Genomic DNA, 24352 nt, shown 5'->3' with positions numbered 1-24352 from the left:
CGGCTAGCCCGGGTAACCGTCATAGCCGGGAAACAGGGTAGGCAGCGTGAACGACGGCATCGAGTAGCGCGAAAAACAGCGCGAGGTGGACGCGGGATGCACCAGATGCAGGCAGCTGGCCTGCGGATCGTCCACTGCGATCACGTTGCGGCCTGCTTCGACTACGCGCCGGATGAAGCTCTCGTCGTCGCACAGGTCGATGTCGAAGGCCGAGAGAAGGCCGAGATTGCGGCGTTCTGGCGCACTGCGGCGACAGCCCGCTTCACGACACCCACTAGAATGCTGACTTCCTCTCTCCCGTCGGCAGCAGGCCCCGCATGGAACTGAAATGGCTCGAAGACTTCGTTTCGCTCGCGGAAACGCGTAGTTTCAGCCGCTCGGCTGAATTGCGCCACGTCACGCAGCCGGCGTTCTCCCGGCGGATCCAGGCGCTCGAAGCATGGCTTGGCACGGAGCTGATCGACCGCTCGGTCTATCCGACGCGGCTCACGGCGGCCGGCCAGGTGTTCAACGAGCAGGCGCTCGCGATGCTCTCACAGTTCCACGAAGCGCGCGCGCTGCTGCGCGGTCACACGGCGACGCCGCAGGCGACCATCGAGTTCGCCGTGCCGCATACGCTGTCGCTGACCTATTTCCCGCGCTGGCTGCAGCGGATCGAAGCCCATCTGGGTCCGATCCACACGCGTCTGCGAGCCCTGAACGTGCACGACGCGGCGTTATCGCTCGTGGAAGGCGGCTGTGATCTGATGATGGGCTATCACCATCCCAGCCATCCGGTCGCGCTCGATCTGGGCCGCTACGACATGCTGACGCTCGGCAACGAACCGATCAGTCCGTTCTCGGCGCCGGGCCGCGCCGGCCGGCCGCGTCACACGTTGCCGGGCACGGCCGAGGCGCCCACGCCTTACCTGTCGTACACGCCGAACGCGTACCTGGGCCGCATGACCGAAGTGATCCTCGCCAACGCACCGGAGCGCCTGTACCTCGACCGCCTCTACGAAACCGACATGGCCGAGGGACTTAAGGCGATGGCGCTGGCCGGGCACGGCATCGCCTTCCTGCCGCACAGTGCGGTGGAAGACGCGGTCGCCGATGGCAAGCTGATCCGCCTCGACCGCGCCACGCGCGGTACGCCGGAAGGCCAGCTCACGCTGACCATGGAGATTCGTCTCTATCGCGACAAGCTCGCGGCGAAGAGCGACGACGCGCGGCAAATCCTCGCGCGTCAATTGTGGGAAGTGGTGTCGGAGGAACTGGCGCAAGGCACGGCCTGAAAATCCTGGCTCCCGACGACACCAATTTGCGGCTTCTTAATCGTTATGCAAAAAAAACATAATCGGATAAGGAAACGGCATTGGATTTCAAAACGGCGTTTTTCGACAATGCTGTCATTCGTTCAACGCCGGAGCGTTCATGTCATCCCAGCAACAAGCAGTCCAATCCGCATCAACGTTGCAGTCGGTTCCTTCCTACCTGAATAAAGACGATCTCGGCCCGTGGGGCAACTACCTGCGTCAGGTCGATCGCGTTGCGCCGTACCTCGGCTCCCTGTCCCGCTGGCTCGAAACCCTGAAGCGCCCGAAGCGCATTCTGATCGTCGACGTGCCTATCGAACTCGATAACGGCACGGTCGCTCACTTCGAAGGCTATCGCGTGCAGCACAACGTGTCGCGCGGTCCGGGCAAGGGCGGTGTGCGTTACCACCAGGACGTGACGTTGTCGGAAGTGATGGCTCTGTCGGCGTGGATGTCGGTGAAGAACGCTGCCGTGAACGTGCCATACGGCGGCGCGAAGGGCGGCATCCGTGTCGATCCGCGCACCTTGTCGCGTGGTGAGCTGGAGCGCGTGACGCGCCGCTACACGAGCGAAATCGGCATCATCATCGGACCGAATACCGACATTCCCGCGCCGGACGTGAACACGAACGAGCAGATCATGGCGTGGATGATGGACACGTACTCCATGAACCAGGGCCAAACGGCCACCGGCGTCGTGACGGGCAAGCCGATTACGCTGGGCGGCTCGCTCGGCCGCCGCGAGGCGACGGGCCGTGGCGTGTTCGTGACGGCTTCGGAAGCCGCACGCCGTATCGGCGTCGACATCGAGGGCGCGCGCATTGCGGTTCAAGGTTTCGGTAACGTGGGCGGCATCGCGGCGCGTCTGTTCCAGGAAGCCGGTTCGAAGCTGGTCGCCGTGCAGGATCACACCGGCTCGCTGTACAAGTCGACCGGTATCGACGCCGTCGCACTGCTCGAACATGTGGCCAAAACGGGCGGCGTGGGTGGTTTCCCCGAAGCCGACTCGGTGACGAACGAGGAATTCTGGACCGTCGAATCGGACATCCTGATCCCGGCGGCGCTGGAAAACCAGATCACCGAAAAGAACGCCAGCAAGATCAAGACGAAGATCGTCGTGGAAGGCGCGAACGGCCCGACCACCACGGCTGCGGACGACATCCTGCACGATCGCGGCATCCTCGTGATTCCGGACGTGGTGGCCAATGCCGGCGGCGTGACCGTGTCGTACTTCGAATGGGTGCAGGACTTCTCGAGCTTCTTCTGGACGGAAGACGAGATCAACCAGCGCCTCGAGCGTGTGATGCGTGAAGCGTTTGCCGCGGTGTGGCAAGTGTCGAGCGAGCAGAAGGTGTCCGTGCGGACGGCGGCGTTTATCGTCGCGTGTAAGCGGATTCTGGAAGCGCGCGAACTGCGCGGCCTGTATCCCTGATCTTTCCGCTTCTATCGGCTTCTTTTCCGCTTCAAACGGCGGTTCCGCTACTCCGCGGGGCCGCCGCCAATCCTTGCTTCAACGCGGTCCACAAGACGGCGTGTTCGACCCGGCGGGCGGCATCGTATCGATGCCGCCCGCCTTTGCATATGCGGAAAGGTTGACCGACCGGCCGGAAGCGCCGCCAACCCGTAGCGGCGCACACGCAACAACATGGTTTATAGCCATACTTTCAGAATAATTACTTTGCTAAACTGGCGCCGGTTCTTGCCAAGGAGATCACACATGAAGGTTAAAAAAGCTGCGCTGCTGCTCGCGACTCTCGGACTGTTTACGGTTGGCGCGCATGCGCAAGACGCTGGTACGCTGAAAAAGATCAAGGACACGGGTGTCATTTCGCTGGGTCATCGCGAATCGTCGATTCCGTTTTCGTATTACGACGACAAGCAGAACGTCATCGGCTACTCGCAGGAATTCGCTCTGAAGGTCGTTGAGGCGGTGAAGCAGAAGCTGAACATGCCGAACCTGAAGGTGAAGCTCACGCCGGTCACGTCGCAAAACCGTATTCCGCTGGTGCAGAACGGCACCGTCGACATGGAATGCGGTTCGACCACGAACAATGCTGAGCGTCAGCAACAGGCTGCCTTCTCGAACACAATCTTCGTGATCGGCACGCGTCTGATGACCAAGAAAGACTCCGGCATCAAGGACTGGGCGGACCTGAAGGGCAAGACGGTCGTCACGACCGCCGGCACCACGTCCGAGCGCCTGCTTCGCAAGATGAACCAGGACAAGAGCATGGGCATGAACATCATCAGCGCGAAGGACCACGGCGAGTCGTTCCTGACGCTCTCCACCGGCCGCGCCGCTGCCTTCATGATGGACGACGCGCTGCTCGCGGGCGAGCGCGCCAAGTCGAACAATCCGGGCGATTTTGTGATCGTCGGCGCGCCGCAATCGCATGAAGCGTACGGCTGCATGATTCGCAAGAACGATCCGGAATTCAAGAAGGTGGTGGACGACGCGATCGCCAAGGTCGAAACCTCGGGCGAAGCCGACGCGATCTACAAGAAGTGGTTCGAATCGCCGATTCCGCCGAAGGGCCTGAATCTGAACTTCCCGGAAAGCGACGATATCAAGGCTCTCTACAAGAGCCCGAATGACAAGGCAATCGATTAAACCTTAGCTGTTTTTTTGAAACGCTGAACGAGACGGAAGGGGCCACGCGCTTCTTCCGTTTCTTTTTGCTGGAGTCTTGGTCATGTCATATCACTGGAACTGGGGCATTCTGCTGAGTCCCGTCTCCACCGGCGAGCCGACCACCTATCTGGGCTGGCTGCTGTCGGGCTTCTGGGTGACGATTACCGTGTCGCTGTCGGCGTGGGTGATCGCGCTGATCGTCGGTTCGTTGTTCGGTGTGCTGCGCACGGTGCCGAATAAATGGGCGTCGGGCATCGGCACGCTGTATGTGGCGATTTTCCGTAATATCCCGCTGATCGTGCAGTTCTTCATCTGGTATCTGGTGATACCGGAGTTGCTGCCCGCTTCGATGGGCAACTGGTTCAAGCAACTGCCGCCCGGCGCGCAGTTTTTCTCGTCGTCGATCATCTGTCTCGGGCTTTTCACGGCTGCGCGCGTATGCGAGCAGGTGCGCTCGGGTATCAACGCGCTGCCGAAAGGTCAGCGCGCCGCGGGCCTGGCCATGGGCTTCACGCAATGGCAGACGTACCGCTATGTGCTGCTGCCGGTCGCCTACCGGATCATCGTGCCGCCGCTGACTTCCGAGTTTCTGAATATCTTCAAGAACTCGGCGGTGGCGTCCACGATCGGCCTGCTCGATCTGTCCGCTCAGGCGCGCCAACTGGTCGACTACACGTCGCAGACGTATGAGTCGTTCATCGCGGTCACGATCGCGTACATGCTGATCAATCTGGTCGTGATGCAACTCATGCGCTGGGTCGAAGCCAAGACCCGGTTGCCCGGCTATATCGGAGGCAAGTAATGCACCATTTCGACTGGAGCGGTATTCCGGGCGCATTGCCTACGCTGTGGACCGGCGCCATTGTCACGTTCAAGATCACGCTGATCGCGATCGTGTTCGGCATCGTCTGGGGCACCATTCTCGCCATGATGCGGCTGTCGTCGTTCAAACCCTTCGAGTGGTTCGCGAAGGGTTACGTGACGATCTTCCGTTCCATCCCGCTGGTGATGGTGCTGCTGTGGTTCTTCCTGATCGTGCCGCAGGTGCTGCAAAACGTGCTCGGTTTGTCGCCGGATATCGACATTCGCCTCGCGTCGGCCATGGTCGCGTTCTCGCTGTTCGAGGCGGCTTACTATTCGGAGATCATCCGCGCCGGCATTCAGTCGGTGGCGCGCGGGCAGGTCAACGCTTCGTTCGCGCTCGGCATGACGTACGCGCAGTCCATGCGTCTGATCGTGCTGCCGCAGGCGTTCCGCGCCATGGTCCCGCTGCTGCTCACGCAAGGCATCGTGCTGTTTCAGGATACGTCGCTCGTCTACGTGATCAGCCTCGCCGACTTCTTCCGCACCGCCACGAATATTGGCGACCGTGACGGTACGAATGTCGAGATGGTACTGTTCGCGGGCGCGTGTTATTTCGTGATCTGTGTGGTCGCGTCGAGCCTCGTCAAAGGTCTTCAGAAAAAGGTCGCAAGATGATCTCTATCAAGAATGTTTCGAAGTGGTACGGCCAGTTTCAAGTGCTGACCGACTGCACGACGGAAGTCAAAAAGGGTGAAGTGGTGGTGGTGTGCGGGCCGTCGGGCTCGGGCAAGTCCACGCTGATCAAAACCGTCAACGGCCTCGAGCCGTTCCAGAAGGGCGAGATCGTCATCAACGGGCAGTCGCTCACCGACAAGAAAACCAATCTGTCGAAACTGCGGGCCAAGGTTGGCATGGTGTTCCAGCACTTCGAGCTGTTCCCGCATCTGTCGATCGTCCAGAACCTCACGCTCGCGCAGGTGAAGGTGCTCGGCCGCTCGAACGACGAAGCTACGGCGAAGGGGTTGAAACTGCTCGATCGCGTCGGCCTGCGTGCGCACGCGGACAAGTTTCCGGGCCAATTGTCGGGTGGTCAGCAACAGCGCGTGGCGATTGCGCGCGCGTTGTCGATGGATCCGATCGCCATGCTGTTCGACGAGCCGACTTCGGCGCTCGATCCGGAAATGATCAACGAAGTGCTCGACGTGATGGTCGAACTCGCGCAGGAAGGCATGACCATGATGTGCGTGACGCACGAAATGGGCTTTGCGAAGAAGGTCGCGCACCGCGTGATCTTCATGGACAAGGGCTTGATCGTGGAAGACGACCGCAAGGAAGACTTCTTCGCGAATCCGAAGTCGGATCGCGCGAAGGACTTTCTGGCGAAGATTCTGCACTGAGTTTGTTATGGCGTCGCCTCGCGTCGTTCATGCGGCGCGGCGCGGGCAGAAAAAAGCCGCTTCTTTCGAAGCGGCTTTTTCGTTTGTGGCGGCTCTCTTTTGAGCGGATGGTCAAGTGATCAGGATTCGAACGCGGCGGTGTCGTCGGCCGCTTCGAGGTCGAGTTCGGCCTCCGGCTGCGCTAGCGTTTCGGCCGAAGCGGCGATCGTGGTTGCTGAGGCCGACGCATCCAAAGCCGGATTGCGCAGCTTTTCCAGCACCGAATCCGGCACCGGCACGTTGACGCGCCCGATCACTTCGCCGTGCTGGAACATCATCAGATCGCCCGGTTCGAAGGCGGTCCACACTTCGTTGTCGGTCAGCGGCTTGGTGGCGATCACCGCGACGCGGTCTTCGGGCGTGGTGTATTTGGCGAAGTCGATCGAAACGTCCGCGTCGACGAGATGCGCGGTGGAAAACGGCCAGCGCCGCACGATGTAATACAGATGTGTGGAGCAATGCGCGAACAGCGCCTGGCCATTCGACATCAGGAAGTTGAACACGCCGAACTGCGTGATTTCGCGCGTGAGGGTTTCGAGCGCGGCGAACAGTTCGTCGAGCGGCGGCTGCTGCGCGCCGGGAAACGCTTTGCGCAGGCCTTCGAGCAACGCGCAGAAAGCGAGTTCGCTGTCAGTCGTACCGACCGGCTGATACACGCCCGATAGCACGGGCGAATAATCCTTGAGATCGCCGTTGTGCGCGAAAATCCAGTGGCGTCCCCACAATTCGCGCATGAACGGGTGGCAGTTTTCCAGCAGGATGTGCCCTTGCGTCGCCTTGCGGATATGCGCGATGGTGTTCTTCGATTTGATCGGGTAGCGCTTGACCATTTCGGCGATCGGCGAGGTCGCTGACGATTGATGGTCGATGAACAGGCGGCAGGCTTTGTCTTCGAAGAAGGCGATGCCCCAGCCGTCGGCGTGGTGATCGGTGACGCCGCCGCGCGCCGCAAAGCCGGTGAACGAGAACGTGACATCCGTTGGCGCGGCGCAGTTCATTCCGAGAAGTTGGCACATGTTGCGGGTAAGCCTGTGAACGGGGCGAGCCGTTACAATGATGATTTTCCAAGCATATCACCGAGCCAGAAACGCCAAATAGCAAAATTGACGTGTGTTTATGCCGCAACGTTGCGGTTTGACCGCATAGATTGGCTTTTGTCGTCGAATCTCGTTTCCCGCCGCCATGACCGCTTCCAACGCTTCCATCGACTCCATCACACTCGCCCGCCCGGACGACTGGCACCTGCACGTCCGCGACGGCGAAATGCTGGCCGCCGTGTTGCCGGACACCGCGCGCCAGTTTGGCCGCGCGATCATCATGCCGAACCTGAAGCCGCCGGTCACGACCACCGCGATGGCGCAGGCGTATCGCGAGCGGATCGTCGCCGCGATTCCTGAAGGCGCGAAGTTCGAACCGTTGATGACGCTGTACCTGACCGACAACACGCCGCCCGACGAGATCCGCCGCGCGCGCGAAAGCGGCTTCGTGCATGGCGTAAAGCTGTATCCGGCGGGCGCGACGACCAATTCGGACGCGGGCGTCACCGACATCATGAAGTGCGCCAAAACGCTCGAAGTCATGCAGGAAGTCGGTATGCCGCTGCTCGTGCACGGCGAGGTGACCGATTCGTCGATCGATCTGTTCGACCGCGAGAAGGTGTTCATCGACCGGGTCATGACGCCGCTGCGCCGCGCGTTTCCGGCGCTGAAAGTGGTGTTCGAGCACATCACCACGAAAGACGCGGTCGACTATATCCGCGAAGCCGGCGCGGCGCCTGAGCTGCTGGGCGCGACGATCACGGCGCATCACCTGCTCTACAACCGCAACGCGATCTTCCAGGGTGGCATTCGCCCGCATTACTACTGCCTGCCGGTGTTAAAGCGGGAGACGCATCGCGTGGCGCTGGTCGAGGCTGCGACGTCGGGCAATCCGCGTTTCTTCCTCGGCACGGACAGTGCGCCGCATCCGAAGGGGTTGAAAGAGCACGCGTGTGGCTGCGCGGGTTGCTACACGGCATTGCACGCTTTGGAGCTGTACACGGAAGCGTTCGATAACGCCAACGCGCTCGATAAGCTCGAAGGCTTCGCGAGCTTTTTCGGCGCGGACTTCTACGGTCTGCCGCGCAGCGAAGAGAAGGTCACGCTGCGTCGTGAGGAATGGACGCTGCCGGCCGAATTGCCGGTCGGCGATACGCCGGTCGTGCCGCTGCGCGGCGGCGAGTCGATTGGCTGGCGGCTGGTTTAAGGCATCAGCAAGATGCAGGCGCATGAGGCGCAGCCGCCAGGTTTCGCTGCAATCGACTGGACCAAGCCGTGGCTCGCGCCTTTTGCCGAACGCGGCAAGCGGTGGCAGCAAGCGGCCCTGACGAGCTACGCGGCATTGCTCGCCGAAATGAACGCCGACGCCGGTGATATGCGGCAGAGCACCGGGCGCGGCCAGCGCCTCGCGTTTATCGCCCAGGACGATTTGCCACCCGGCGCGGCGTACGAAGCACATATCGCGTCGACCGGCTGCGTTCCGACGCGCCACAATCTGCACGACTTCTTCAATGCGTCGATGTGGTTTGCCTTTCCGCGCATCAAAGCAGCGCTGAACGCGCGGCAGTGGGCGGCCATCGAGGTGTTGGGCGTCGGTCCGACGCGAGGCGGCGTGCCCGATACGCTAACCTTGTTTGACGAGAACGCATTGCTGTTCGCTTGCGCTGATCCTGCTTTGAGCGCGGCTTTGCGTGGATTCGACTGGCACACGCTGCTCGTGGCCCGGCGCGACGCATGGGGAAGCCGTTGCGAAGTGCGCTGTTTTGGCCATGCGCTGATGGAAAAGCTGATTGCGCCGTTCAAGGCTTGCACGGGGCATGCGTGGATAGTCGAAGTGCCGCCCGTGTATTTCGAATGGGACGCTGCGAAGCGAGACGCTTGGCTGGACGAGGCCGTCGCGGCGGCGCTGCTGACCACCGATGCGCTGACAAGCCGCATGTTCGCGCCGTTGCCCGTGCTGGGCGTTCCGGGCTGGTGGCCGGAGAACGATTCGCCCGCGTTTTACGACGACACCTCCGTGTTCCGCTCAGGGCGGCGTGCGCGTTGAGCGCGATGAGGTTTGTCGCAGGACTCCTTGGCGATTCGGCTATTTCACCCGTAGAACCGGCCTGCCGCTCCCGCAGGTGTTAAAATCCGCCCCAGCAAAGCAGGCCAGGCAGTCGCGGCCTTAGCGGCTTCGGCCAAAGAGGGCGAGGAAAGTCCGGACTCCACAGGGCAGGGTGATGGCTAACGGCCATCCGTGGCAACACGCGGAACAGGGCAACAGAAAGCAAACCGCCGATGGCCCGGCGCAAGCCGGGATCAGGTAAGGGTGAAACGGTGCGGTAAGAGCGCACCGCGGCTGCTGCAAGGCAGACCGGCACGGTAACCTCCACCCGGAGCAATTCCAAGTAGGCAGGCTAGCATCTTCGAGATGCAGGACGGGGCCCCTGTCACGTCTGCGGGTAGGAAGCTTGAGCGCGTCAGCAATGGCGCGTCTAGAGGAATGGCTGCCACGCGCGTCGCGTCTTCGGACGTTGCGCGTGCACAGAATCCGGCTTATCGGCTTGCTTTGCCACCTGACAAAAAAATGCCGGCGTCCAGATGGACGCCGGCATTTTTCTTTTGTGCGCACATTCGGCGGCGAGCGCTCAGGCCCGCGCCGCGCGGCGACCGCCTGACAGCGTTCAGCCCGCGACGATGTCGAACGAGTGCGTCAGCTCGGCGGTCTTGGCCATCATGATCGAGGCCGAGCAGTATTTGTCATGCGACAGATTGATCGCGCGTTCCACGGTGGCCGGGTTCAGATTCTTGCCCGTCACGGTGAAGTGAAAGTGGATCTTGGTGAACACTTTCGGGTCTTCGCTGGCGCGCTCGGCCTTCAGTGTCACCGAGCAATCGCTGATTTCCTGACGGCTTTTCTTCAGGATCATCACGACGTCGTAGGCGGTGCAGCCGCCCGTGCCGAGCAAAACCATTTCCATCGGACGCGGCGCGAGGTTGCGGCCGCCACCTTCAGGCGCGCCGTCCATTGCCACCAGGTGGCCGCTGCCCGTCTCGGCTGCGAACGCCATCCCGTCCTGTCCCATCCAGGTCACTTTGCATTCCATGCTGTGCTCCACCGCGCTTTTGCCTTATCGAGAGGGCATTGTAGCCCGGCGTTTGCGTGTCTGCCCGAGGCGACTTTTGCCCCAAGTTATGCCGGATGACGGCTTGCGTGTTGCGCCGCGGCATGTCCAGCCGATTCGGGAATGCCCTAGCAGATTTAGGGGTTTTACTCTAGTTCGTCTCTATGGATATGGCCGTGCGGTTCTCGCTTGGCGCTTGATTTCAAAGAAAATTTAGAAAATTCTAGCCAAAAAACTACGCTGCCACATTATGAAATCGCATTTCGCATTGCAAATGTTCTTGCGTCGCACAAGGTCGGCTCATATAATCGTTTTTGTCTCCTCCACCTCCTCCTTTGGTGGATTAAACCCGAACCGCTCGTTCGGGTTTTTTTTCGCCCGCGTCCTGCGCGACGCACAGCCGGTTAGAGCCGGATAGCTCGCTAAATTACGCTTCCAGCTACCAGATTCCAGCGGAATCTCGCGCTCACTCCTGTACGTTTTGACTTGCCGTAGCAAATTCCATTATAATTCAAGGCTTTTCCGCATCCGCGCCCGCGGAGGAAGAACCAGGGAGAGCCTGCACGCGCCTCGATGCGCACACTACAAGCAGGAACAAACACATTGGGCGCAGCAATTTTTTTGGATCGATCATGAAGACGTTTTCCGCAAAAGCCCATGAGGTTACGCGTGAATGGTACGTGATTGACGCGACGGATAAGGTTCTCGGGCGTGTCGCCAGCGAAGTGGCACACCGTCTTCGCGGCAAGCACAAGCCTGAATTCACTCCGCACGTCGACACCGGTGATTTCATCATCGTTATCAACGCGGGTAAGTTGCGCGTCACGGGCAACAAGGCTACTGACAAGAAGTACTACCGTCACTCGGGCTACCCGGGCGGTATCTATGAAACGACGTTCGGCAAGATGCAAGAACGCTTCCCGGGCCGTGCGCTCGAGAAAGCGGTCAAGGGCATGCTGCCGAAGGGCCCGCTCGGCTACGCGATGATCAAGAAGCTGAAGGTCTACGCTGAAGCAACGCATCCGCATTCGGCACAACAGCCGAAAGCGCTCGAGATCTAAGGGGAGCCCACATGATCGGTAACTGGAATTACGGCACGGGCCGCCGCAAGAGCGCCGTCGCACGCGTCTTCATCAAGGCAGGCAAGGGCGATATCGTTGTGAACGGCAAGCCTATCGCCGATTACTTCTCGCGCGAAACGTCGCTGATGATCGTGCGTCAGCCGCTGGAACTCACGAACCACGGCGTTACGTTCGACATCAAGGTCAACGTGACGGGTGGCGGTGAAACGGGTCAAGCCGGTGCGGTTCGCCACGGCATCACGCGCGCGCTGATGGACTACGACGCAACGCTGAAGCCGGAACTGTCGAAGGCTGGCTTCGTTACGCGTGACGCACGTGAAGTGGAACGTAAGAAGGTCGGTTTCCACAAGGCACGTCGCCGGAAGCAATTCTCGAAGCGTTAATCGTTTCGGGTGCAAACCGGCTTTCGGGCCGGTGCGCTGCAAAAGCCGCCAACGCTTTCGCGAAGGCGGCTTTTTTCATGGGTTCGCGGTTTTGCGCGGTGCGGTGCTGGCGCAGCGAATTCGTCACCAGCGCGGCGATGCATCATGCTTAGTCGGGCTGGCGGCGGCAGAACGTGCCGTTCACTGATTCTCAGTAAGAACCTATTGATTTTGTGGGCTTCGGCACGATATCGAGATCAGCCCTACAATAGCGGTTAGAAGCTTTTTGGAGAGTTCGAATGAACGCAGTCACCGATACACCCGTGACCGAGATGCCCGCCCCCTTCGTTTTTACCGACGCAGCGGCTGACAAGGTCAAGCAACTGATCGAAGAAGAAGGCAATGCGGACCTCAAACTGCGCGTTTTCGTGCAGGGCGGCGGCTGCTCGGGCTTTCAGTACGGTTTTACCTTCGACGAAGCCGTCAACGAAGACGACACCGTCATGAACAAGAGCGGCGTCCAGCTGTTGATCGATTCAATGAGCTACCAGTATCTGGTGGGCGCTGAGATCGACTACAAGGACGACATCAACGGCGCGCAGTTCGTTATCAAGAACCCGAATGCAACGACCACTTGCGGTTGTGGTTCGTCGTTCTCGGTGTAATGGCGCGCTGAATGACAGGTTGAAACAAGAAACGGGGCTTCGGCCCCGTTTCTTGTTTTCTGCATCCGAATCTCGCGCGGCGCTCAGCGCGGATAGATTGCTCCGAGCACGCGCTCGGCTGAGGCGCCTGTCACCGCCGGCAGATTGCCCGGCAGACGCGCCACGCAGCGCATCGCGAGCCAGGCAAAAGCAAGCGGTTCGACCTGGCTTGGCGGTACGCCGAGCGCATCGGTGGTCATGACGGGAACGCCGCTGACGCCGCTGTCCTCCAGCGCCTGCTGCAACGCCTTCAGAATCTCCGGGTTGCGCGCGCCACCGCCGCAGACATAGACGGCCCGCGCGTCCGACGCATGCCGCTCGATCTCGCGCGCGACCGTCACGGCGGTGAGCGCAACCAGTGTCGCTTGCGCGTCGGCGGGATCGAGCCCGGCGAACGGCTGCAGCTTCGCATCGAGCCATTCCGCGTTGAACAGGTCACGGCCGGTGCTCTTCGGCGGCTGTTGGCTGAAAAACGGCTCGTCGAGCAACGCATTCAGCAACGTGCGATCCACCTTGCCGCCCGCCGCGAAATGGCCGTTCTCGTCAAACGGTTTGCCGAGATGGCGCTGCGCCCACTCGTCGAGCAGCGCGTTGGCGGGTCCGCAGTCGAAGCCGCGCACACTGCCGGTCGCATTCAGAATCGTGATATTGCTGATGCCGCCAAGATTGCAGACCACCCGCGTTTCGTTTTTCGCGCCGAACACCGTGGCGTGAAAAGCCGGCACGAGCGGCGCGCCCTGGCCGCCGGCCGCGACATCGCGGCTGCGGAAATCGGCAATCACGTCGATATGCATCATTTCCGCGAGCAGCGCCGGGTTGTTGATTTGCCGCGTATAGCCCTTTTCCGGTCGATGCCGAACCGTCTGCCCATGCACGCCGATCGCGCGCACCTCCGCAGCCGGCACGCGGCTGCCGTGCAACAGTTCGTGGCAGCACACGGCATAACGCGTGGCGAGCGCGTTGGCGGCCAGCGCCTCGCGTTCGATCTCGTTGTCGCCGGGTTGCTGGAGCGCGAACAATGCGTCGCGCAGGCCCGCGGCAAAGCCGACAAACGCCTCGGCCAGCACCACCGGCGGCTTGCCTTGCGCGAATTTGACGGCCACGCCGTCCACGCCGTCCATGCTGGTGCCGGACATCAATCCAAAGTAGACGCCGTCTGCGGGGTCTTGCGCCACGTTGCTGCTCCTCTCGATGGTTCGTTGCGATCCGTTGTAGCAGATTATCGGGCGAAGCGCGGTCGAATATGAAGCGCCGCGACGCCGGTGGTGTGACATCAAACGCAGAAATCGCGCGCCGGCGAGGCGATTGTGGCTGCGTCAGTGGGCGCGGCGGCGCGCATCTATGGGACAATCTCTTTTTTTCGCGACTTCACGTTTCCAGCATGAGCACCGAGTCCACCAAGCCTAACCCCGCTGCCGCCTTCCCGATCACCGACGAAGTCCGTCACGCGCTCGCCATCACCAAGCGCGGTGTCGACGAACTGCTGATCGAAGACGAATTCGCGCAAAAACTCGCGAAGAGCGCGGCTACGGGCAAGCCGCTGCGTATCAAGCTCGGGCTCGATCCGACCGCGCCGGACATCCACATCGGCCACACGGTCGTGTTGAACAAGATGCGCCAATTGCAGGATCTCGGTCATACCGTGATCTTCCTGATCGGCGATTTCACGTCGCTGATCGGCGATCCGTCGGGCCGTAATGCCACACGTCCGCCGCTCACGCGCGAGCAGATCGAATCGAACGCGAAGACGTATTTCGATCAGGCCGCGCTCGTGCTCGACCGCGAAAAGACCGAGATCCGCTACAACAGCGAATGGTCGATGCCGCTTGGCGCCGATGGCATGATCAAGCTCGCGTCGCGCTACACGGTGGCGCGGATCCTCGAGCGCGAAGACTTCACGAAGCGTTTTCAAGGCGGCGTGCCGATCTCGATCCACGAGTTCCTGTATCCGCTGATGCAAGGCTATGACTCGGTCGCGCTGAACGCGGACCTCGAACTCGGCGGCACGGACCAGAAGTTCAACCTGCTGGTGGGCCGCGAGCTGCAGAAGCAATACGGCCAGGAGCAGCAATGCATCTTGACGATGCCGCTGCTCGAGGGGCTGGACGGCGTCGAGAAGATGTCGAAGTCGAAGAACAACTACATCGGCATCAGCGAAAAGCCGACTGACATGTTCGGCAAGCTGATGAGCATTTCCGACGTGCTGATGTGGCGTTACTTCGAACTGCTGTCGTTCCGTCCGATGGACGAAATCGCCGGCTTCAGGAAGGAAATCGAAGCGGGCCGCAATCCGCGAGATTTCAAGGTGCTGCTCGGTCAGGAAATCGTCGCGCGCTTCCACTCGCAAGCCGATGCCGAGCGCGCGCTCGAAGACTTCAACCATCGCGCGAAGGGCGGCGTGCCGGACGATATCCCGGCCGTGACGCTGGCGGGCGCCCCGCTCGCGATCGGCCAGTTGCTCAAGCAGGCCAACCTCGTGCCGTCTACTAGCGAAGCGCTGCGCAATATCGAGCAGGGCGGCGTGAAGATCGATGGCGCGACCGTGTCAGACAAGGGCCTGAAGGTCGAAGCCGGCGAGTACGTCGTGCAGGTCGGCAAGCGCCGCTTTGCGCGCGTCACGCTGACAGCCTGATGTTCAGAGTGGCGCTAACGGAGCCGCGCCGGTGATCGCGCTGATCCAGCGCGTGCGGCGCGCCGAAGTGCGCGTGGCCGACCGCGTGACGGGCGCGATCGAGGCGGGCCTGCTCGCGCTCGTGTGCGCCGAACGCGGCGACAGCGAGGCGGCTGCCGACCGGTTGCTGGCCAAGGTGCTCGGCTACCGCGTCTTCAGCGACGCCGCCGGCAAGATGAATCTCTCCGTGCAAAATCTCGATGGCGCCGGGCGCGCGGGCGGCTTGCTTCTCGTGTCGCAATTCACGCTGGCCGCGGACACCAACAGCGGCCTGCGTCCGAGCTTTACGCCGGCTGCGCCGCCGGATGAAGGCAAGCGCCTGTTCGATTACTTCGTCGCGGCGGCGCGGGCGAAGCACCCGATCGTCGAGACCGGCGAGTTCGGCGCCGACATGCAGGTCTCGCTCGTCAACGACGGGCCGGTCACGTTCTGGCTGCAGACGAACGCCTGAGCTTTGTCCTTCAATGCGCACTCTGGCGTGCGCATCCATCCTCCAACCGCTTTTGCGACAATAGCGGCTCGGCATCACCGGCCAAGGCGCCCACTTCCAATCCCATGACGACGCAGATTCTGTTCATCCGGCACGGCGAGACCGACTGGAACCGCATCAAGCGCATTCAAGGTCACATTGACATTCCGCTCGCTACGACGGGGCTGGCGCAGGCGCAGCGCCTGGCGCGCCGCATGGCCGATGAGGCGAAGCAGGGCGCACGGCTCGACGCGATCTATTCGAGCGACCTGCAACGCGCGCAGCAAACCGCGCAGCCGATCGCCGATGCGCTCGCCCTGCCGCTGCAGTTGCGCGAAGGTCTGCGCGAGCGTTCATACGGCGCGTTCCAGGGCCACGATAGCGACGAGATCGCCCTGCGGTTCCCCGATGAATACGCGCACTGGCAGACCCGCGATGCGGGCTTCGCACCGCCGGAAGGCGAGTCGCTGCGCACGCTCTACCATCGCGTGCTGCACGCGATCGAACCGCTGGTCGCCGCGCACCCTGGTGGACGGATTGCTTGCGTCGCGCATGGCGGCGTGCTCGATTGCGTGCGACGCTTTGCCTGTGGCCTGCCGCTCGATGCGCCGCGTAACTACCCGTTGCTGAACACGAGCGTGAACGCCGTGGATTTCGATAATGGCAAGGCGACGATCGTCTCGTGGGCGGACGTCTCGCATCTCGATGCGCCGAGCGCGGATGACAGTTTCAAGAAGGTGCCGGAGCCGGGGCGATGATTGGCGCGGGGCGATCGGGTAGCGTGATCTTGCGCGGCTGATTCGAACGCGTTCGCGCGCGTCCCGCGAATTCGGGCCGACGAAGATCGATGTCGCGATTTACGCGCATATTCACGCGGTGGTTATCGCTGACGTTTGATTGCGCAGTTTGTGCGCGTTCGAGCGCCGACGCTCGCGTTATTCCGGTTCGCTTACGCCCGCTGCCACGCGTCGGCGCGCCCGTTTCGACACACCATTCACCAGCGCCCAGCGAATGACCGGCGCGACCAGCCGCACGCCGGGCCTGGCCACCGCGCGGCGAAGCACGGCATAGCGCTGGAATCCCAACATCGCCTGTGCCCAATCAGGCAGAAGATCGACGCCGGCGTTGAACATCAACACGCCGGCCGGCCGCATCGATAGGCTGGGGGCGGGCGCGTTCAGAAGAACCCTCACGACTTCACGCGTGCGCTCGCTGGCCACAAGCTCGGGCTGCATCGCGAGCAAGTAATCATCGATCTCGGCTCGCGAACGCGGAATGTGCGACGCGCCGAGCATCTCGGCAATGCGCGCGGTCTCGGCGAAGTACTGATCCTGCGCGGCAATTGGCAGTGCCGGGTTCACATAGCGCAGGTGCGCGGTCATGAAGCTCGACACTTCGGCGACATGCACCCACGTCAACAACTCGGGTTCGCTCGCGCGATAGGGCTGGCCGTCAGGCGTGACGCCGCTCACGCCAAGATGAATGCGCTTCACACGTTCGATCAGCGCCAGTGCGTCGTGCCGGCTGCCGAAGGTCGTGCCCGCGATAAATGTCGCGGTGCGGCGCAGGCGGCCGAGAATATCGGTGCGAAACGTCGAATGGTCCCACACGCCGGCGAGGGCCAGCGGGTGCAGCGCCTGAAGCAGAAGCGCGCTGATGCCGCCCGTCATCATGGACGTGAAATCGGCGTGGACTGTCCAGCATACGGAGTCAGGGCCGAACAAGCCGGGGTCGCCCGGAGGCGACGAGTAGTCGAGCGTGGGACCGCTGCCGCTTGTCAGATTGGTGACGCCGGCGGCCAATTTCGAGCGGAGCCTGCCGGTGAGAAGTTGCGCGAGACCGTTGGACGAGTTGGGCTGCCTGGTTTGGTCGGACATCCTGATTCGGTCTCGTGGGGCGTGACGTGTGCCGCTCAGGTCGCGGCGGAATCCCACAGACCCGGCAAGCCGCTCGACGAATCCGGCGCGGCGAGGCCGAAATGCCGGTACGTGAGCAGCGTGGCGACGCGGCCGCGCGGCGTGCGTTGCAGGAAGCCCTGCTGGATCAGATATGGCTCGAGGACGTCTTCGATCGTGTCGCGCTCTTCGCCGATTGCCGCCGCCAGATTGTCGACGCCGACCGGGCCGCCGTCGAACTTGTGCAGAATTGCTTCGAGCAGCTTACGGTCCATCAGGTCGAAGCCGACTGCATCCACGTCGAGCATCTTGAGCGCCGCGTCGGCCACTTGCGCGGTGATGTTGCCGTCGGCCTTCACCTCGGCAAAGTCGCGCACGCGCCGCAGCAGACGGTTCGCGATCCGCGGCGTGCCGCGCGCGCGCTTGGCGATTTCAAACGCGCCGTCCGGATGAATCTGCGCATTCAGCAACGACGCCGAACGCGTGACGATGCGCGCCAGTTCCTCGGCGTTATAAAACTCGAGCCGCGCCACGATGCCGAAGCGGTCGCGCAGCGGGTTGGTGAGCATGCCCGCGCGCGTGGTCGCGCCGACCAGCGTGAACGGTTGCAGGTCGAGCTTCACGCTTCGCGCGGCCGGCCCTTCGCCGATCATGATGTCGATCTGATAATCCTCCAACGCCGGGTACAGAATTTCTTCGACGACCGGCGAGAGCCGGTGGATTTCGTCGATGAACAAAACGTCGTTGGCTTCGAGATTGGTGAGCAGCGCGGCGAGGTCGCCGGCGCGTTCGAGCACCGGTCCGGACGTTTGCCGCAAATTCACGCCCATTTCCCGCGCGATGATGTGCGCGAGCGTGGTCTTGCCGAGACCCGGTGGCCCGAACAGCAGGACGTGGTCGAGCGATTCAGAGCGGCGCTTGGCGGCCTCGATAAAGATTTCCAGCTGGCCGCGCACTTTTTCCTGCCCGACATATTCTTCGAGCTGGCGCGGACGCAACGCGCGCTCGAACGCTTCTTCGTTCGGCGAGACGGGCGTGGCCGCGATGATGCGCTCGGCGGCGAGTTTGTCGGTTTCGATCATGCGTTCATTGTACCGCGAGCCGCCTGCCGCGAAACTCGGCCGAATGGCCAGGGTGCGCGGTGCGCAGGCGTGTGCGAAGCTTCAGTTGACACTCGCATGCATGTCGAACCGAGGGCTGAGCTTCAGCCCTTGGAGAGCGCCTTCAACGCGAGCTTGATCCCCTCAGAAACACCAGTGCCGGCCGGCACGTTTTTGACGGCGGTCAACGCTTCCTTTTCGGAGTAACCCAATGCGAGCAGTGCGTTCAGGATGTCGGAGGCGTGGTCGGATGCCGATGCCGCGCCCGCCATCGCGCCCAGGTCGGCGCCGATCTTGCCCTTCAGTTCGAGGAGCAGGCGCTCCGCCGTCTTCTTGCCGATGCCCGGCACGCGCGTCAGACGCGCCGCGTCCTGCATGGTGACGGTCTGCGCGAGTTCGTGCACGCTCATGCCGGAGAGCACCGCCAACGCCATGCGCGCACCGATGCCGGATATTTTCAGCAGTTCGCGGAACGTCGAGCGTTCCTCCGCGGTGCCGAAGCCGTACAGCAGGTGTGCGTCTTCGCGGACGATCATCTGTGTGAGCAACACGACGCGTTCGCCGGTGGAGGGGAGGTTGTAGAACGTGCTCATCGGCACATCCACTTCGTAACCGACGCCGTTGCAGTCGATGAGCAGATGCGGCGGGTTTTTTTCCAGCAGAACGCCGGCAATGCGACCGATCATGGCGAATTCAATTTCGAGAGAAAGGGCGAGTGTAGCGCAGCGCGTGAGCGTCGAGTGGAGAGTGGGTTACGCGTAATCGCGGTTGACCCGTTCGAGGCCGCCCCATAGACTGAGATCCCTTTTGGCGGGTTCTCAACCCACTCACCCAGAAGGAGCTTTCATGCTGAGCCTCACCACTCTCGCGCTGTTTGCCGGCGCGTGTCTCGCGTTGACCGCCACGCCCGGCCCCGACATGTTGCTGATTGCCTCGCGCAGTGTGAGTCAGGGGCCTTCCGCGGGGTTCGCGTCGCTGGCGGGCATTCTGGTCGGCACCTATTGTCATGCTTTGGCCGCGGCGTTCGGCTTGTCGCAACTCTTTCTGGCTGTGCCGATGGCATACGGCTTCGTGCGATTTGCCGGCGCTGCGTATCTGCTCTATCTCGCCTGGAAAACATTCCGTGCGCAGGGCACGGTGCTCGCGCCGAATGCGTCGTTGAGCCGTTATCCGGTTGGCCGAATTTTTCGTCAGGGCCTCTTCACCAATCTGCTGAATCCGAAAGTTGCGCTGTTTGTGCTCGCGCTGTTTCCGCAATTCGTGCGGCCCGAAGCGGGGTCGGTCGCGTTGCAGATCATGGTGCTGGCAACCGTGCTGAACCTGATCGGCTTCTGCGTGAATGGCGCGGTGATCTTGATGGCGAGCAAGCTGAGCCGCAAGCTGTCGGCGGGGCGGCGGCCGTCGAAGGTGCCGCAGTATTTGTTGGGGACGGTGTTCGCGGGGTTGGCTTGCCGCCTTGCGCTGGCTAGCCGGAATTGATCGGGGAACCGCGCGGTCTGGATGCGTTGCGTACCATGTTGCGTGAGCCGTGAGCCGTGAGCCGTGAGCCGTGAGCCGTGAGCCGTGAGCCGTGAGCCGTGAGCCGTGAGCCACGAACCACGAACCACGAACCACGAACCACGAACCACGAACACAGGTGTGTGGCGCAGTGGGGCCAACGAGCCTCGTGTGCTGCTCTATCCGACCAAACGTCCGCGCCTCACCCGCAGCCCCTTCTTCGCCAGCGAAGGCGCGATGCCGCCCAACGTGCTCAGCGTCGTGCCGCCGTGCGCGTGGCAGATTGCCATGCCGAGCGCGTCGGCGGCGTCGGTGCCGGGTACGCCGGAAAGGTTGAGCAGACGCACCACCATCTGTTGCATCTGTTCCTTGGTTGCGCGGCCGTAACCCACCACGGCCTGCTTCAATTGCAGGGCCGTATATTCGGCGACCGGTACCCCGCTCGCAACCAGTCCACAGATCGCCGCGCCGCGCGCCTGGCCGAGCAGCAAAGTGGATTGTGGGTTGACGTTGACGAAGACTTTTTCAATCGCCGATTGATCCGGCGAATGCTGGCGGATCAATGTGGAGATGCCTTCGAAGATGGTACCCAGACGCGACGGCAAATCGGCGTCGGCGGTTTTAATGACGCCGCTCGCGACATAGCTGAGCGTATGGCCGCTTTGGTCGATCACGCCGAAGCCGGTCACGCGCAGGCCGGGGTCGATGCCGAGAATTCTCATGAGGTGCCGCAAATGCGGTAAAAACCAGGTGCTTGCGATACTACAACACGCGCGCCACGCGGCGGCCGGCGCGCGCCGATATCGGCGGAATAAAAACTGCTGGATGTGCTGCAAGGAGGCATTCGCACATGGAGCGCTATCGGAATCTCAGCGGCGACTCGGGCGTCGAGGCTTATGAAATCGGCGACGATTTCGTCGCTGTCCGCTTCAGGCACGGCGTGGTGTATTGGTACACCGAGGCGAGTGTCGGCGCACGGCACGTCGCTGCATTGAAACGTCTCGCGCAACGCGGGCAGGGGCTCAGCACTTATATCAGCCGACACGCTGATGTGAGCGGCGGCTATGCGAGAAAGGACCCGGACGACTGAACGGCGCTCGGCGCCAGCACGGCAGGACCGAAGCAAATGGAACAAGCGGCGCACACGGCGCACACGACACAAGAGCCGAACCGAAGCCCGCACCAAGCCCGCACCAAAGAAAACGGCCCGGCGAATAATTCCACCAGGCCGCATCTCGAAACCTCAACCCTCACCAGCAACCCGGTTTCAACAAGAACCCGGCGCCGCTGCCAAACCCAAATCAATGCCGGAAGTGACGCACACCCGTCAGCACCATCGCGATATTGTGCTCATCCGCCGCGCCAACCACTTCGTCGTCGCGCATCGAACCGCCCGGCTGAATCACGCAGCTCGCGCCCGCCGCCACCACCACGTCGAGACCGTCGCGGAACGGGAAGAACGCGTCCGACGCCACCGCCGAACCCGCCAGCGTCAAACCGGCGTTCTGCGCCTTGATGCTCGCAATGCGCGCCGAGTCCACGCGGCTCATCTGGCCCGCGCCGACGCCCAGCGTCATGCCGTTGCCGCAGAACACGATCGCATTCGACTTCACGAACTTCGCCACGCGCCACGCGAACAGCAGATCGTCCATTTCCTTCGGCGTCGGATGACGCTTCGTGACCACGCGCAATTCGTGCGGCTGCACGTTCTTCGAGTCGAGCGATTGCACCAGCAGCCCGCCGCCCACGCGCTTCAGATCGAACGCGTTATGGCCTTCGCCCAGCGCGATTTCCAGCAGACGCACATTCTGCTTGGCCGCGAACACCTGGCGCGCTTCGGCGCTGAACGACGGCGCGATCAGCACTTCGACGAACTGCTTGGCCACGGCCTGCGCCGCCGCTTCGTCCACTTCGCGATTGAAGGCGATGATGCCGCCGAACGCCGAGGTCGGATCGGTCTGCAGCGCCTTGGCGTACGCGTCGTGCGCATCCGCACCAAGCGCCACGCCGCACGGATTCGCGTGTTTGACGATCACGCAGGCCGGCACGTCGAAGGTCTTCACGCATTCCCACGCCGCGTCGGAATCCGCAATGTTGTTGTACGACAGTTCCTTGCCTTGCAACTGGTTGTAGTTCGCCAGCGCGCCGGCCGGCACGCTCAGGTCGCGGTAGAACGCCGCGCTCTGATGCGGGTTTTCGCCGTAGCGCAGATCCTGCACCTTGTCGAACGCGAGGTTGAACGTTGCCGGATACGTGTTGCGCGACGAGTGTTGCAGTTCGTCGGTCAGGCTCGTCAGGTAGTTCGTGATCGCGCCGTCGTATTGTGCCGTGTGCGCGAACACTTTGGTGGCGAGACGGAAATTCGTCTTGTACGAAACGGCATTGCTGTTTGCGCGCATCTCGTCGAGCACGACCGCGTAGTCCGCCGGATCGACCACCACCGTCACGTCGCGATGATTCTTCGCGGCCGAACGCAGCATGGTCGGGCCGCCAATGTCGATGTTCTCGATCGCGTCTTCCAGCGAGCATTCTTCTTTCGACACGGTCTGCACGAACGGGTACAGATTCACGACCAGCAGGTCGATGGTCGGAATGTCGTGCTTCTCAAGCGCCGCCATGTGTTCCGGCAGGTCGCGGCGCGCGAGAATGCCGCCGTGCACCTTCGGATGCAGCGTTTTCACGCGCCCGTCCAGCATTTCCGGGAAGCCCGTGTAATCGGCGACTTCGGTGACGGAGAGACCCGCGTCCGCGAGCAGTTTCGCGGTGCCGCCGGTCGACAGGATCTTGACGCCGAGGTCGGACAGCGACTTGGCGAAGTCGACGATGCCGGACTTGTCGGAAACGGAGATGAGCGCTTGCTTGATCATGATGAAGACGAAAAGCCGAAGGGAAACGTGGCAGGGCGCGAGAAACTACAACGAATTACAACGGGCTACAGCAAACCGTGCTGTTGCAGTTTCTTGCGCAGCGTATTGCGGTTGATGCCGAGATACTCGGCGGCCAGCGACTGGTTGCCGCCGGCCTGCTCGAGCACCACTTCGAGCAGAGGTTTTTCTACGCAGGAAATCACCATGTCGTAGACGTCGTGCGGATTCGAGCCGTCGAGATCCTGGAAATACATTCCCAGGCTGTCGCGGACAGATTGTTCGATATTGTTCTTGCTCATGCTGCTAGTCGGTCGGTTTGGTCCGGCTCGCCGTTTTCGCTGAGCGTCTCGTCGACGTAGACGAGACGGTCTGAGATCGCCTTTTGGGCGTCGAAGAATTCGTTGACGGCGAGGAGTTGTTCGCGCGTGGTGTCTAGCGTATTCATGCGATGCCGGAACACGTTGGCGCCAGAAAGGCCGCGAGTGTACCAGCCGATGTGCTTACGCGCAGTGCGGACACCGGTAAATTCCCCGTAGAACGCGTAGTGGTCTTCCAGATGCTCGTTCATCACCTGCTGGATCTCGTCGATCCGCGGCGGCGGCAGCAACTCGCCCGTTTGCAGGAAATACTCGATCTCGCGAAACAGCCATGGGCGCCCCTGCGCCGCGCGGCCGATCATGATGGCGTCCGCGCCGGTGGCGGCGAGTACCTCGCGCGCCTTGTGCGGCGAGGTAATGTCGCCGTTGGCGACCACGGGAATGCGCACGGCGGCTTTCACCGCGGCGATGGTTTCGTATTCGGCGTCCCCGTGATACAGGTCGGCACGCGTGCGGCCATGCACGGTCAGCATGGAAATGCCCGCCGATTCGGCCAGACGCGCGACATTCAGCGCATTCTTGTTCTCGCGATTCCAGCCGGTGCGGATCTTCAGCGTGACGGGCACCGCGTCGGGCCCGACGCCCACGGCGCCCACCACGGCCTCGACAATGCGTTGCACCAGCGGCTCGTTCTGCAGCAAAGCCGAACCCGCCGCCACGTTGCATACCTTCTTGGCCGGGCAGCCCATGTTGATGTCGATGATCTGCGCGCCGTTCGCCACGTTGTAGCGAGCCGCTTCGGCCATCATGGCCGGATCGGCGCCGGCGATCTGCACGGCGATCGGCTCGACCTCGCCCGCGTGGTTGGCACGGCGCATGGTCTTCTCGCTTTTCCACAACTGCGCGTTCGAGGCGACCATTTCCGACACCGCATAGCCCGCGCCCAGCCGTTTGCACAGTTGCCGGAACGGCCGGTCGGTCACGCCGGCCATAGGCGCGACGAACAGGTTATTACGCAGATTGTGGGAGCCGAGAGTGGGCATAACGTGAGACGCGGTGGTCGCGCGCGGCCGATTG

27 protein-coding genes and 1 other RNA gene are annotated in these 24352 nt (G+C 62.2%); 17 read left to right on the top strand and 11 right to left on the bottom strand.

What is annotated here, in order from left to right; all coding sequences use genetic code 11:
- Window positions 1-3: 3 nt before the first annotated feature.
- Window positions 4-144: a hypothetical protein gene (locus BPHYT_RS37325; RefSeq protein ID WP_238535599.1), complete on the bottom strand. Its 141-nt coding sequence runs from the start codon at window positions 142-144 to the stop codon at window positions 4-6.
- Between the two features lie 173 nt (window positions 145-317).
- Here BPHYT_RS37325 and BPHYT_RS16710 point away from each other — a divergent pair, with 173 nt between their 5' ends.
- The 6 genes from BPHYT_RS16710 to BPHYT_RS16685 all read left to right on the top strand — a co-directional run bounded on the left by BPHYT_RS16710 (window position 318) and on the right by BPHYT_RS16685 (window position 6128).
- Complete coding sequence (locus BPHYT_RS16710) at window positions 318-1274, top strand: LysR family transcriptional regulator (RefSeq protein WP_012434319.1); 957 nt, start codon at window positions 318-320, stop codon at window positions 1272-1274.
- A gap of 139 nt (window positions 1275-1413) precedes the next feature.
- The gene (locus tag BPHYT_RS16705; RefSeq protein WP_012434318.1) at window positions 1414-2727 is read left to right on the top strand and encodes a Glu/Leu/Phe/Val family dehydrogenase; all 1314 of its coding nucleotides are present in this window, start codon (window positions 1414-1416) and stop codon (window positions 2725-2727) included.
- Window positions 2728-3012: 285 nt separating this feature from the next.
- Window positions 3013-3906, top strand: coding sequence for a glutamate/aspartate ABC transporter substrate-binding protein (locus BPHYT_RS16700; RefSeq protein WP_012434317.1), 894 nt, complete (start codon window positions 3013-3015; stop codon window positions 3904-3906).
- 82 nt (window positions 3907-3988) lie between these two features.
- Window positions 3989-4729, top strand: a complete 741-nt coding sequence (locus BPHYT_RS16695; protein WP_012434316.1) for an amino acid ABC transporter permease — start codon at window positions 3989-3991, stop codon at window positions 4727-4729.
- Entirely contained in the window at window positions 4729-5406 is a 678-nt protein-coding gene (gltK, locus tag BPHYT_RS16690) for a glutamate/aspartate ABC transporter permease GltK (RefSeq protein WP_012434315.1), read from the top strand. The genes BPHYT_RS16695 and gltK overlap by 1 nt, the downstream gene beginning before the upstream one ends.
- Complete coding sequence (locus BPHYT_RS16685; RefSeq protein WP_012434314.1) at window positions 5403-6128, top strand: amino acid ABC transporter ATP-binding protein; 726 nt, start codon at window positions 5403-5405, stop codon at window positions 6126-6128. The genes gltK and BPHYT_RS16685 overlap by 4 nt, the downstream gene beginning before the upstream one ends.
- A gap of 119 nt (window positions 6129-6247) precedes the next feature.
- On the opposite strand, the gene BPHYT_RS16680 is transcribed toward BPHYT_RS16685, so the two are convergent.
- Window positions 6248-7183, bottom strand: a complete 936-nt coding sequence (locus BPHYT_RS16680; protein ID WP_012434313.1) for a class II glutamine amidotransferase — start codon at window positions 7181-7183, stop codon at window positions 6248-6250.
- A 166-nt stretch (window positions 7184-7349) separates the two neighbouring features.
- Between BPHYT_RS16680 and pyrC the strand changes: the two genes are divergently transcribed.
- The 3 genes from pyrC (at window position 7350) to rnpB (ending at window position 9761) form a co-directional block, all read left to right on the top strand.
- A complete protein-coding gene (gene pyrC, locus BPHYT_RS16675) occupies window positions 7350-8411 on the top strand; it encodes a dihydroorotase (protein WP_012434312.1) in 1062 nt (353 codons plus the stop codon).
- Between the two features lie 12 nt (window positions 8412-8423).
- Window positions 8424-9251, top strand: a complete 828-nt coding sequence (locus tag BPHYT_RS16670; RefSeq protein WP_012434311.1) for a DUF3025 domain-containing protein — start codon at window positions 8424-8426, stop codon at window positions 9249-9251.
- Between the two features lie 96 nt (window positions 9252-9347).
- Window positions 9348-9761, top strand: an RNA gene (gene rnpB / locus BPHYT_RS36695) — RNase P RNA component class A.
- 109 nt (window positions 9762-9870) lie between these two features.
- Here rnpB and BPHYT_RS16665 read toward each other — a convergent pair.
- Complete coding sequence (locus BPHYT_RS16665) at window positions 9871-10293, bottom strand: OsmC family protein (protein WP_012434310.1); 423 nt, start codon at window positions 10291-10293, stop codon at window positions 9871-9873.
- Window positions 10294-10943: 650 nt separating this feature from the next.
- On the opposite strand from BPHYT_RS16665, the gene rplM reads away from it, so the two are divergent.
- The 3 genes from rplM (at window position 10944) to erpA (ending at window position 12420) form a co-directional block, all read left to right on the top strand.
- Window positions 10944-11372, top strand: coding sequence for a 50S ribosomal protein L13 (gene rplM, locus BPHYT_RS16660; protein ID WP_007180422.1), 429 nt, complete (start codon window positions 10944-10946; stop codon window positions 11370-11372).
- Window positions 11373-11383: 11 nt separating this feature from the next.
- Window positions 11384-11776 carry a 30S ribosomal protein S9 gene (gene rpsI, locus BPHYT_RS16655; RefSeq protein ID WP_011489810.1) on the top strand — a complete coding sequence of 131 codons (393 nt, stop codon included), beginning with the start codon at window positions 11384-11386 and terminating at the stop codon, window positions 11774-11776.
- 278 nt (window positions 11777-12054) lie between these two features.
- On the top strand, window positions 12055-12420 hold the full coding sequence (gene erpA, locus BPHYT_RS16650; RefSeq protein ID WP_007180424.1) for an iron-sulfur cluster insertion protein ErpA: 366 nt from the start codon (window positions 12055-12057) through the stop codon (window positions 12418-12420).
- An 83-nt stretch (window positions 12421-12503) separates the two neighbouring features.
- Here erpA and BPHYT_RS16645 read toward each other — a convergent pair whose 3' ends face one another.
- Entirely contained in the window at window positions 12504-13634 is a 1131-nt protein-coding gene (locus BPHYT_RS16645) for an anhydro-N-acetylmuramic acid kinase (protein ID WP_012434309.1), read from the bottom strand.
- Between the two features lie 206 nt (window positions 13635-13840).
- On the opposite strand from BPHYT_RS16645, the gene tyrS reads away from it, so the two are divergent.
- From tyrS to BPHYT_RS16630, 3 genes are all read left to right on the top strand, one after another.
- Window positions 13841-15091 carry a tyrosine--tRNA ligase gene (gene tyrS, locus BPHYT_RS16640; protein WP_012434308.1) on the top strand — a complete coding sequence of 417 codons (1251 nt, stop codon included), beginning with the start codon at window positions 13841-13843 and terminating at the stop codon, window positions 15089-15091.
- 31 nt (window positions 15092-15122) lie between these two features.
- The gene (dtd, locus tag BPHYT_RS16635; protein WP_012434307.1) at window positions 15123-15581 is read left to right on the top strand and encodes a D-aminoacyl-tRNA deacylase; all 459 of its coding nucleotides are present in this window, start codon (window positions 15123-15125) and stop codon (window positions 15579-15581) included.
- 104 nt (window positions 15582-15685) lie between these two features.
- Window positions 15686-16357: a histidine phosphatase family protein gene (locus tag BPHYT_RS16630; RefSeq protein WP_012434306.1), complete on the top strand. Its 672-nt coding sequence runs from the start codon at window positions 15686-15688 to the stop codon at window positions 16355-16357.
- A 177-nt stretch (window positions 16358-16534) separates the two neighbouring features.
- Here BPHYT_RS16630 and BPHYT_RS16625 read toward each other — a convergent pair whose 3' ends face one another.
- The 3 genes from BPHYT_RS16625 to ruvA all read right to left on the bottom strand — a co-directional run bounded on the left by BPHYT_RS16625 (window position 16535) and on the right by ruvA (window position 19280).
- On the bottom strand, window positions 16535-17476 hold the full coding sequence (locus BPHYT_RS16625; protein WP_012434305.1) for an oxygenase MpaB family protein: 942 nt from the start codon (window positions 17474-17476) through the stop codon (window positions 16535-16537).
- Between the two features lie 35 nt (window positions 17477-17511).
- The gene (gene ruvB / locus BPHYT_RS16620; RefSeq protein WP_012434304.1) at window positions 17512-18576 is read right to left on the bottom strand and encodes a Holliday junction branch migration DNA helicase RuvB; all 1065 of its coding nucleotides are present in this window, start codon (window positions 18574-18576) and stop codon (window positions 17512-17514) included.
- A 122-nt stretch (window positions 18577-18698) separates the two neighbouring features.
- Complete coding sequence (ruvA, locus tag BPHYT_RS16615; RefSeq protein WP_012434303.1) at window positions 18699-19280, bottom strand: Holliday junction branch migration protein RuvA; 582 nt, start codon at window positions 19278-19280, stop codon at window positions 18699-18701.
- Window positions 19281-19440: 160 nt separating this feature from the next.
- Here ruvA and BPHYT_RS16610 point away from each other — a divergent pair, with 160 nt between their 5' ends.
- The gene (locus BPHYT_RS16610) at window positions 19441-20073 is read left to right on the top strand and encodes a LysE family translocator (RefSeq protein WP_012434302.1); all 633 of its coding nucleotides are present in this window, start codon (window positions 19441-19443) and stop codon (window positions 20071-20073) included.
- 197 nt (window positions 20074-20270) lie between these two features.
- Here the strand turns inward: BPHYT_RS16610 and ruvC are convergent, their stop codons facing one another.
- Window positions 20271-20813, bottom strand: coding sequence for a crossover junction endodeoxyribonuclease RuvC (gene ruvC / locus BPHYT_RS16605; RefSeq protein ID WP_012434301.1), 543 nt, complete (start codon window positions 20811-20813; stop codon window positions 20271-20273).
- A gap of 128 nt (window positions 20814-20941) precedes the next feature.
- On the opposite strand from ruvC, the gene BPHYT_RS16600 reads away from it, so the two are divergent.
- A complete protein-coding gene (locus BPHYT_RS16600) occupies window positions 20942-21181 on the top strand; it encodes a hypothetical protein (protein WP_012434300.1) in 240 nt (79 codons plus the stop codon).
- Window positions 21182-21392: 211 nt separating this feature from the next.
- Here BPHYT_RS16600 and purH read toward each other — a convergent pair whose 3' ends face one another.
- From purH to dusB, 3 genes are all read right to left on the bottom strand, one after another.
- A complete protein-coding gene (purH, locus tag BPHYT_RS16595; RefSeq protein WP_012434299.1) occupies window positions 21393-22958 on the bottom strand; it encodes a bifunctional phosphoribosylaminoimidazolecarboxamide formyltransferase/IMP cyclohydrolase in 1566 nt (521 codons plus the stop codon).
- A gap of 65 nt (window positions 22959-23023) precedes the next feature.
- Window positions 23024-23257 (bottom strand): Fis family transcriptional regulator, encoded by a 234-nt coding sequence (locus tag BPHYT_RS16590; protein WP_007180440.1) that lies wholly within the window; start codon window positions 23255-23257, stop codon window positions 23024-23026.
- On the bottom strand, window positions 23254-24318 hold the full coding sequence (gene dusB, locus BPHYT_RS16585; RefSeq protein ID WP_012434298.1) for a tRNA dihydrouridine synthase DusB: 1065 nt from the start codon (window positions 24316-24318) through the stop codon (window positions 23254-23256). The genes BPHYT_RS16590 and dusB overlap by 4 nt, the downstream gene beginning before the upstream one ends.
- Window positions 24319-24352: the final 34 nt, after the last annotated feature.

This window comes from Paraburkholderia phytofirmans PsJN, from assembly GCF_000020125.1.
GTDB classification, from domain to species: domain Bacteria; phylum Pseudomonadota; class Gammaproteobacteria; order Burkholderiales; family Burkholderiaceae; genus Paraburkholderia; species Paraburkholderia phytofirmans.
This window is presented reverse-complemented; position numbering and strand designations above follow the sequence as displayed.

Bases quoted from the DNA above. Each gene is read 5' to 3' on its own strand.
- BPHYT_RS16700 (WP_012434317.1), top strand. From the start codon at position 3,013: ATGAAGGTTAAAAAAGCTGCGCTGCTGCTCGCGACTCTCGGACTGTTT.
- BPHYT_RS16670 (WP_012434311.1), top strand. From the start codon at position 8,424: ATGCAGGCGCATGAGGCGCAGCCGCCAGGTTTCGCTGCAATCGACTGG.
- BPHYT_RS16710 (WP_012434319.1), top strand. From the start codon at position 318: ATGGAACTGAAATGGCTCGAAGACTTCGTTTCGCTCGCGGAAACGCGT.
- ruvA (WP_012434303.1), bottom strand. From the start codon at position 19,280: ATGATCGGTCGCATTGCCGGCGTTCTGCTGGAAAAAAACCCGCCGCAT.
- ruvB (WP_012434304.1), bottom strand. From the start codon at position 18,576: ATGATCGAAACCGACAAACTCGCCGCCGAGCGCATCATCGCGGCCACG.
- BPHYT_RS16600 (WP_012434300.1), top strand. From the start codon at position 20,942: ATGGAGCGCTATCGGAATCTCAGCGGCGACTCGGGCGTCGAGGCTTAT.
- ruvC (WP_012434301.1), bottom strand. From the start codon at position 20,813: ATGAGAATTCTCGGCATCGACCCCGGCCTGCGCGTGACCGGCTTCGGC.
- rpsI (WP_011489810.1), top strand. From the start codon at position 11,384: ATGATCGGTAACTGGAATTACGGCACGGGCCGCCGCAAGAGCGCCGTC.
- BPHYT_RS16590 (WP_007180440.1), bottom strand. From the start codon at position 23,257: ATGAGCAAGAACAATATCGAACAATCTGTCCGCGACAGCCTGGGAATG.
- BPHYT_RS16630 (WP_012434306.1), top strand. From the start codon at position 15,686: ATGACGACGCAGATTCTGTTCATCCGGCACGGCGAGACCGACTGGAAC.
- BPHYT_RS16680 (WP_012434313.1), bottom strand. From the start codon at position 7,183: ATGTGCCAACTTCTCGGAATGAACTGCGCCGCGCCAACGGATGTCACG.
- BPHYT_RS16685 (WP_012434314.1), top strand. From the start codon at position 5,403: ATGATCTCTATCAAGAATGTTTCGAAGTGGTACGGCCAGTTTCAAGTG.
- tyrS (WP_012434308.1), top strand. From the start codon at position 13,841: ATGAGCACCGAGTCCACCAAGCCTAACCCCGCTGCCGCCTTCCCGATC.
- pyrC (WP_012434312.1), top strand. From the start codon at position 7,350: ATGACCGCTTCCAACGCTTCCATCGACTCCATCACACTCGCCCGCCCG.
- gltK (WP_012434315.1), top strand. From the start codon at position 4,729: ATGCACCATTTCGACTGGAGCGGTATTCCGGGCGCATTGCCTACGCTG.
- BPHYT_RS16625 (WP_012434305.1), bottom strand. From the start codon at position 17,476: ATGTCCGACCAAACCAGGCAGCCCAACTCGTCCAACGGTCTCGCGCAA.
- erpA (WP_007180424.1), top strand. From the start codon at position 12,055: ATGAACGCAGTCACCGATACACCCGTGACCGAGATGCCCGCCCCCTTC.
- purH (WP_012434299.1), bottom strand. From the start codon at position 22,958: ATGATCAAGCAAGCGCTCATCTCCGTTTCCGACAAGTCCGGCATCGTC.
- BPHYT_RS16665 (WP_012434310.1), bottom strand. From the start codon at position 10,293: ATGGAATGCAAAGTGACCTGGATGGGACAGGACGGGATGGCGTTCGCA.
- BPHYT_RS16610 (WP_012434302.1), top strand. From the start codon at position 19,441: ATGCTGAGCCTCACCACTCTCGCGCTGTTTGCCGGCGCGTGTCTCGCG.
- rplM (WP_007180422.1), top strand. From the start codon at position 10,944: ATGAAGACGTTTTCCGCAAAAGCCCATGAGGTTACGCGTGAATGGTAC.
- BPHYT_RS16705 (WP_012434318.1), top strand. From the start codon at position 1,414: ATGTCATCCCAGCAACAAGCAGTCCAATCCGCATCAACGTTGCAGTCG.
- dusB (WP_012434298.1), bottom strand. From the start codon at position 24,318: ATGCCCACTCTCGGCTCCCACAATCTGCGTAATAACCTGTTCGTCGCG.
- BPHYT_RS16695 (WP_012434316.1), top strand. From the start codon at position 3,989: ATGTCATATCACTGGAACTGGGGCATTCTGCTGAGTCCCGTCTCCACC.